Annotated in this window: 7 protein-coding genes and 1 pseudogene; all 8 read right to left on the bottom strand. The window is 64.5% G+C overall.

Annotated elements, in window-relative coordinates:
• Positions 1 to 318, bottom strand: a pseudogene (locus tag K678_RS16525) (NADH-quinone oxidoreductase subunit L); the annotation flags it as partial.
• A gap of 7 nt (positions 319 to 325) precedes the next feature.
• Positions 326 to 637 carry an NADH-quinone oxidoreductase subunit NuoK gene (gene nuoK, locus K678_RS16520; RefSeq protein ID WP_021133626.1) on the bottom strand — a complete coding sequence of 104 codons (312 nt, stop codon included), beginning with the start codon at positions 635 to 637 and terminating at the stop codon, positions 326 to 328.
• A gap of 5 nt (positions 638 to 642) precedes the next feature.
• Positions 643 to 1251 carry an NADH-quinone oxidoreductase subunit J gene (locus K678_RS16515; protein ID WP_021133625.1) on the bottom strand — a complete coding sequence of 203 codons (609 nt, stop codon included), beginning with the start codon at positions 1249 to 1251 and terminating at the stop codon, positions 643 to 645.
• 16 nt (positions 1252 to 1267) lie between these two features.
• Complete coding sequence (gene nuoI, locus K678_RS16510) at positions 1268 to 1756, bottom strand: NADH-quinone oxidoreductase subunit NuoI (RefSeq protein ID WP_021133624.1); 489 nt, start codon at positions 1754 to 1756, stop codon at positions 1268 to 1270.
• A 13-nt stretch (positions 1757 to 1769) separates the two neighbouring features.
• Positions 1770 to 2777 (bottom strand): NADH-quinone oxidoreductase subunit NuoH, encoded by a 1008-nt coding sequence (gene nuoH / locus K678_RS16505; protein WP_414533333.1) that lies wholly within the window; start codon positions 2775 to 2777, stop codon positions 1770 to 1772.
• Positions 2778 to 2781: 4 nt separating this feature from the next.
• Positions 2782 to 4854 carry an NADH-quinone oxidoreductase subunit NuoG gene (nuoG, locus tag K678_RS16500; RefSeq protein WP_021133622.1) on the bottom strand — a complete coding sequence of 691 codons (2073 nt, stop codon included), beginning with the start codon at positions 4852 to 4854 and terminating at the stop codon, positions 2782 to 2784.
• Positions 4855 to 4869: 15 nt separating this feature from the next.
• Positions 4870 to 6153 (bottom strand): NADH-quinone oxidoreductase subunit NuoF, encoded by a 1284-nt coding sequence (gene nuoF / locus K678_RS16495; RefSeq protein ID WP_021133621.1) that lies wholly within the window; start codon positions 6151 to 6153, stop codon positions 4870 to 4872.
• A complete protein-coding gene (gene nuoE / locus K678_RS16490) occupies positions 6153 to 6761 on the bottom strand; it encodes an NADH-quinone oxidoreductase subunit NuoE (RefSeq protein ID WP_021133620.1) in 609 nt (202 codons plus the stop codon). The genes nuoF and nuoE overlap by 1 nt, the downstream gene beginning before the upstream one ends.
• Positions 6762 to 6802: the final 41 nt, after the last annotated feature.

Here is a 6802-nt window from a genome sequence, read left to right as displayed (position 1 = left end):
GGCCATATAGCCGATCGAATAGAGATGGACCGCAGCCGAGACCCAGGTCACCACCACCAGCATCACCGCCGTCAGGGTGTCGATCTTCAGGGCCCAGGACAGCTCCAGCCCGCCCGACTTGATCCAGTCGGCCAGGATCACGGTTTCGGTCTGGCCGCCCAGCGCCACCCGGTCGAACACCAGGGCAGCCGAGACCGCCGCCATCACCAACAGGCCGGTGGTGATGATCTGGGAACCCCGCGCGCCAATGACGCGGCCGAACAGGCCGGCGGCAACGGCCCCCAGCAGCGGCAGGAAAACGGTGGCGATGACGGTCATCTGACGGCTATCCCTTGAGCTGGCTGATGTCCTCGACCGCGATGGTGCCGCGGCTGCGGAAGAAGACAACGATGATGGCAAGTCCGATGGCGGCTTCGGCGGCAGCCACCGTCAGCACGAACATCGCCAGCACCTGCCCGACCAGATCGTGCAGGGCCGACGAAAACGCCACCAGATTGAGGTTGACCGCGAGCAGAATCAGCTCGATCGACATCATGATGATGATGACGTTCTTGCGGTTGAGAAAGATTCCGACCACCCCCAAGGTGAACAGGATCGCCGCCACGGTCAGATAATGGGAGAGGCCGATTTCTAGCATCGCGGTCAAAGCCCCCGTCCTGATTGGACCTTACGCAATTCGACCGAACGCGGCGAGCGATCGACCTGATCGGCGATCGTCTGGCGGCGGACCCCGGTACGGCGGCGATGGGTCAGCAAGATCGCGCCGATCATCGCCACCAGCAGGATCAGCCCCGCCGTCTGGAACAGGAAGATGTAATCGGTATAAATCAGCCGTCCCAGCGCCTGGGTATTGGTCACCTGGAGCGGATCGGGGAAGGGAGCGCGGGTCAGCGCCGCCGTCGATTCGGTCGGATTCCAGGCAAAAGCCACCGTTACCAATTCGCCCAGCAGAACGGCCCCCACCAATCCGCCGAGTGGCAGGTAATGCAGGAATCCGGCGCGCAATTCGGCCCGGTTGACGTCCAGCATCATCACCACGAACAGGAACAGCACCGCCACCGCGCCGACATAGACGATGACCAGGACCATCGCCAGGAATTCGGCTCCGAGCAGCAGAAACAACCCCGCTGTATTAAAGAAGCACAGGATCAGCCACAAAACAGAATGAACCGGATTGCGGGCAGAGACGACCATCGCGCCGCTCGCAACCGTCAGCCCTGCAAAGAGATAAAAAATCAACGCCGTCGACATTCCGGGTTTCCCCCCTTCAGCGATAGGGAGCTTCGGCGGAAAGACGGAAGGCCAGTTCGGCCTCCCAGCGATCACCGTTGGCGAGAAGTTTAGCCTTGTTGTACATCAGTTCCGACCGGGTCTCGGTGGCATATTCAAAATTTGGACCCTCGACGATCGCATCCACCGGGCAGGCCTCCTGGCACAACCCGCAATAGATGCATTTGGTCATGTCGATATCGTAGCGCAGAGTGCGCCGCGATCCGTCTTCGCGGGGCTCGGCCTCGATCGTGATCGCCTGGGCCGGGCAGACCGCTTCGCACAATTTACAGGCGATGCAGCGTTCTTCACCGTTGGGATAACGGCGCAAAGCGTGTTCGCCGCGAAACCGGGTGCTGAGAAAGCCTTTCTCATACGGGTAATTGATCGTCACCTTGGGCTTGAACAGGTAACGGAAGGTTACCGACAGGCCGTGGAACAGCTCGATCAGCAGGAAGGCGCGCGCGGTGCGGTCAATGAACGACATCGTTCGGGCTCTCCTATCCCTGCCCCGGCAACCGCCCGAGGGCGAGCAGCGTGCCGGCGGTCAAAACAACCCAGATCAGCGAGAAGGGAAGGAACACCTTCCACCCCAGCCGCATCAGCTGGTCGTAGCGATAACGCGGGAAGGTCGCCCGGACCCAGATGAAGATGAACATCACCAGGCAGACCTTGGCGAAGAACCATACCGGCCCTGGCAGGAAGGTCCAGCCAAACGGGGCCAGCCAGCCGCCCAGGAACAGGATCGAGGTCATCGCGCCGACGACCAGCATATTGATATATTCGCCCAGGTAGAACAGTGCGAATGGCATTGCCGAATATTCGACGTTATAGCCCGCCACCAGCTCGGATTCGCATTCGGGCAGATCGAACGGCGAGCGGTTGGTTTCGGCCAGTCCCGAGGCGATGAACAGCACGAACAGCGGCAGGTGGGGCAGAACGAACCACATCCCCTCCTGGGCGCGGACGATCGCGGACATGTTCAGCGATCCGGCGGTCAGCAGCACCGACACCAGGATCAGGCCAATCGAGACTTCGTAGGACACCATCTGCGCCGCCGAGCGCAGCGCGCCCAGGAAGGCATAGCGCGAGTTCGAGGCCCATCCGGCCATCACCACGCCATAGACGCCCAGGCTCGACACTGCAAAGACGTAGAGGATGCCGACATTGATGTCAGCCAGCACCAGCCCGTCGCCGAACGGAATCACCGCCCACACCACCAGCGACACGATGAAGGTGATCATCGGCGCGAACAGGTAAATCGCCCGGTTCGCGTTGGTCGGCAGCACGGTTTCCTTGAAAAACAGCTTGATGCCGTCGGCAAAGGGCTGGAGCAGCCCGAGCGGGCCGACCACGTTCGGTCCCTTGCGCAGGTGCATCGAGCCGATCACCTTGCGCTCGGCATAGACCAGATAGGCCATCACGACCAGCACCGGCAGGAAGATCGCGATGATCTTCCCGACGATGACGATCAGCGTCCACAAAACCGGCGGAAACAGTGCGGCCACGAGGTCAAGCATGGTGTCCCGCCCTATGGCTATGGTGGTTGCAGCCGCCACCGAACGCCGCAATGCAGGCGGCCATGGTGGAGGAGGCGCGGCTGATCGGATCGGTCATGTAATAACTGTCGAGGATCGAGGCGAGCGGCCGGTCGCTGGTCGCGCCAGCGCGGCCGAACGGCTGCCACAGCGCGCGCTCCAGGCTGCCCGGATGGCCGAACAGCGGATTGAGCGTGACAAGACGCGCCCGCACCTGATCGAGCGAGTCAAACGGCAGGGTGTGGCCCACCACCTCGGACAGCGCCCGGATGATCCGCCAATCTTCCTTGGCCTCGCCGGGCGGGAACACCGCGCGGCGGGTGCGCTGGACCCGGCCTTCGGTATTGACGAAGGTGGCGTCCTTTTCGGTATAGGCGGCACCGGGCAGGATCACATCGGCGCGATGGGCTCCGGCGTCGCCATGGCTGCCGAGATAAACGACGAAGGCGTCACCCAGGGCACCCATTTCGATCTCGTCGGCTCCCAGCAGGAACAGCACCTTGACCGCGCCCGAAGCGGCTCCGGCGACGATCGCGTTGGTGTCGCGGCCACCCGGCCCCGGCACGAAGCCGAGATCGAGGCCGCCGACCCGCGCCGCGGCGGTGTGCAGGACGTTGAAGCCGTTCCAATCCTCGCGGACCATCCCGGTGGCTTCGGCGATCCGCCGCGCCAGACCGAGCAGAACCGTGCCATCGTCGCGGGCCAGCGCGCCTTGCCCGATAATCAGGGCCGGATTCTTGGCCGCCTTCAGGGTGGCGAGGAAGGGATGCCGCCCGTCGGCCAGCTCGGCGAGCAGGGCAGGCGAGTCCCCCAGCCAGTCATGGGCGAAGGTCAGGTCGGCCTTCGGTCCGATCGCGGCGGCGGAAAGCCCATGCTCGAGCCAGCGCTTGCGCAGCCGGGCGTTCAGCACCGGGGCCTCGATCCGGGGATTGGTGCCGATCAGCAGCAGGGCGTCGGCCTGCTCGATCCCGGCGATGGTGCTGTTGAACAGATAGGAGGCGCGGACGGTGGGGTCGAGCGCGGCGCCATCCTGGCGGCAATCGAGATGGGTCGATCCCAGCGCGGTCAGCAGATCCTTGGTCGCGGCCATCGTTTCGGCATCGGCCTGATCGCCCGCGATCGCGGCGATCTCGTCGCCCGCCAGATCCTTCAGCCGGGCGGCGATCGTGGCAAAGGCCTCGGGCCAGGTTGCAGGCGTCAGCTTGCCGTTCTTGCGGATATAGGGGCGGTCGAGCCGCTGCCGCTTCAGCCCGTCACAGGCAAAGCGCGAGCGGTCGCCCAGCCATTCCTCGTTGATGTCCTCGTTGATCCGGGGCAGCACCCGGATCACTTCGTTGCCGCGTGAATCGACCCGAATCGCCGCGCCCAGCCCGTCCATCGCATCGATGGTTTCGGTGCGGCGCAGCTCCCACGAGCGATAGCGGTAGGCGGCGGGCTTGTTGGTCAGCGCGCCGACCGGGCACAGATCGATCAGATTGCCCGACAGTTCCGACGACACCGTCTGGCCGACATAGCGGGTCACTTCCAGATGTTCGCCGCGGCCGAGACCGCCCAGCACCGGGGTTCCGGCGATTTCGGCGGCAAAGCGGATGCAGCGGGTGCACTGAATGCACCGGGTCATGTGGGTCGCGATCAGCGGCCCGTAATCCTTGTCCGGCTGGGCCCGCTTGGGTTCCTCATAGCGGCTGCGATCCGAGCCATAGGCCATCGCCTGATCCTGAAGGTCGCATTCGCCCCCCTGATCGCAGATCGGACAATCGAGCGGATGGTTGACCAGCAGGAATTCCATCACGCCCTGGCGCGCCTTGCGCACCACGGCGGTATCGGTCCGCACCACCATACCCTCAGCGGCCGGCATCGCGCACGAGGCGACCGGCTTCGGCACTTTCTCGACCTCGACCAAGCACATCCGGCAATTTCCGGCGATCGCGAGGCGTTCGTGATAGCAGAATCGCGGAATCTCGATCCCCAGACGATCCGCCGCCTGAAGAATCGTGGTTCCGGGCTCGACGTCGATTTCCCTGCCGTCGATGGTCAGCTTGGGCATGTGTTCATTCCGTCCTCAAGCGGCCCGGCCCTGAGCCTGGCGGTCCGCAATGCGGCGCTCCAGCTCGGGGCGGAAGGCGCGGATCAGTCCCTGGATCGGCCAAGCAGCGGCATCGCCCAGCGCACAGATAGTGTGTCCTTCGATCTGGCGGGTCAATTGGTCCAGCCGCTCGATCTCGTGCGGTTCGGCATCGCCGGTGACCATCCGCGCCATGATCCGGGCCAGCCAGCCGGTGCCTTCGCGGCACGGCGTGCACTGGCCACAACTTTCGTGGGCATAGAATTTCGACAGGCGGGCGATGGCGCGGACGATATCGGTCGATTTGTCCATCACGATCACCGCAGCGGTGCCGAGGCCGGAGCGGACATCGCGCAGACTGTCGAAATCCATCAATACGGTGTCGCAGATGTCCTTGGTCAGCACCGGAACCGACGAGCCGCCGGGGATCACCGCCAGCAGATTGTCCCAGCCGCCGCGCACGCCGCCCGCATGAGTCTCGATCAACTCGCGCAGAGGAATGCCCATTTCCTCTTCGACGTTGCAGGGATTGTTGACGTGGCCCGAGATGCAGAACACCTTGGTCCCGCTGTTCTTCGGCCGTCCCAGCGCGGCGAACCACGCCCCGCTCCGGCGCAGGATCGTCGGAGCTACAGCGATCGATTCGACGTTGTTGACGGTGGTCGGGCACCCGTAAAGACCGACACCGGCGGGGAAGGGGGGCTTCAGACGCGGCTGACCCTTCTTGCCCTCCAGGCTTTCGATCAGGGCGGATTCCTCGCCGCAGATATAGGCCCCGGCGCCGCGATGGACGTAAAGCTCGAACGGCCAGCCCGATCCGCAGGCGTTGGAGCCGATCAGTCCGGCGACGCGGGCTTCGTCGATCGCGGCCTGAAGGTTCTGAGCCTCGCGAACGAACTCGCCACGGATATAGATGTAGCCGACCCGAGCCCCGATCGCGAAACCGGCGATCAGCGCGCCCTCGACCAGCTTGTGCGGCTCGTGGCGGATGATGTCGCGGTCCTTGCAGGTACCGGGCTCGCCCTCGTCGGCGTTGATGACGAGATAATGCGGGCGGTCACCCTCGACCTTGGGCATGAACGACCATTTGACCCCGGTGGGGAACCCGGCGCCGCCGCGTCCGCGCAGCCCCGAGGTCTTCATTTCCTCGATGATCCAGTCACGGCCCTTAGCCAGCAGGTCACGGGTGCCAGCCCAATCGCCACGCGCCTGCGCGCCCTTCAGCCGCCAGTCGTGGAAGCCATAGAGATTGGTGAAGATTCTGTCGCGGTCGCGCAGCATCACGCACTCTCCGTCGTTGCGGCGGGGGACGTCAGGGTGGTCGGCCCCCCGGCGGGGCACGAGGTCTGACGGCCGGTCTGCGATCCCGCCTTCGGAGTGTCGCCGCGCCGCAGCGCCTCCAGCACCGCACGGGTGCTGGCGGGATCAAGGTCCTCGTAATAATCGTCGTTGATTTGGATCACCGGAGCGTTGACGCACGCGCCCAGACATTCCGCCTCGGACAGAGTGAACAGGCCATCGGCCGTGGTCTCGCCGATGCCGATCTCCAGCGTCTCGCGCACCGAGTCCAGCACCGCGTCCGAGCCGCGCAACATGCAGGGCAGGTTGGTACAGATCTGGACGTGGAACTTCCCGACCGGGCGGCGGTTGTACATCGTGTAGAAGGTGGCGACTTCCTCGACCTGAATCGGGGCCATCGCCAACATCTCGGCAATCACTTCGATCGCGGCACGGCTGACCCAGCCTTCCTGACGCTGGGCGATGTCAAGCAGCGGCATCACCGCGCTCTGCTGCCGTCCGGCGGGATAGCGGGCGATGAAGGCGCGGGCCTGTTCGGCGCTTTCCTCGGTGAAAGCGAAGACGGCGGGTTCTGCGGGGCTGTCGCTCATCGGTCGATCTCGCCGAAAACAATGTCGATGGAGCCGATATT

Source organism: Magnetospirillum fulvum MGU-K5 (assembly GCF_000442515.1).
GTDB lineage: Bacteria > Pseudomonadota > Alphaproteobacteria > Rhodospirillales > Magnetospirillaceae > Phaeospirillum > Phaeospirillum fulvum_B.
The sequence above is the reverse complement of the archived record's forward strand: the minus strand, read 5'-3'. Positions and strand labels throughout refer to the sequence as shown.

Bases quoted from the DNA above. Each gene is read 5' to 3' on its own strand.
- nuoK (WP_021133626.1), bottom strand. From the start codon at position 637: ATGCTAGAAATCGGCCTCTCCCATTATCTGACCGTGGCGGCGATCCTG.
- nuoF (WP_021133621.1), bottom strand. From the start codon at position 6,153: ATGCTGCGCGACCGCGACAGAATCTTCACCAATCTCTATGGCTTCCAC.
- nuoI (WP_021133624.1), bottom strand. From the start codon at position 1,756: ATGTCGTTCATTGACCGCACCGCGCGCGCCTTCCTGCTGATCGAGCTG.
- K678_RS16515 (WP_021133625.1), bottom strand. From the start codon at position 1,251: ATGTCGACGGCGTTGATTTTTTATCTCTTTGCAGGGCTGACGGTTGCG.
- nuoE (WP_021133620.1), bottom strand. From the start codon at position 6,761: ATGAGCGACAGCCCCGCAGAACCCGCCGTCTTCGCTTTCACCGAGGAA.
- nuoG (WP_021133622.1), bottom strand. From the start codon at position 4,854: ATGCCCAAGCTGACCATCGACGGCAGGGAAATCGACGTCGAGCCCGGA.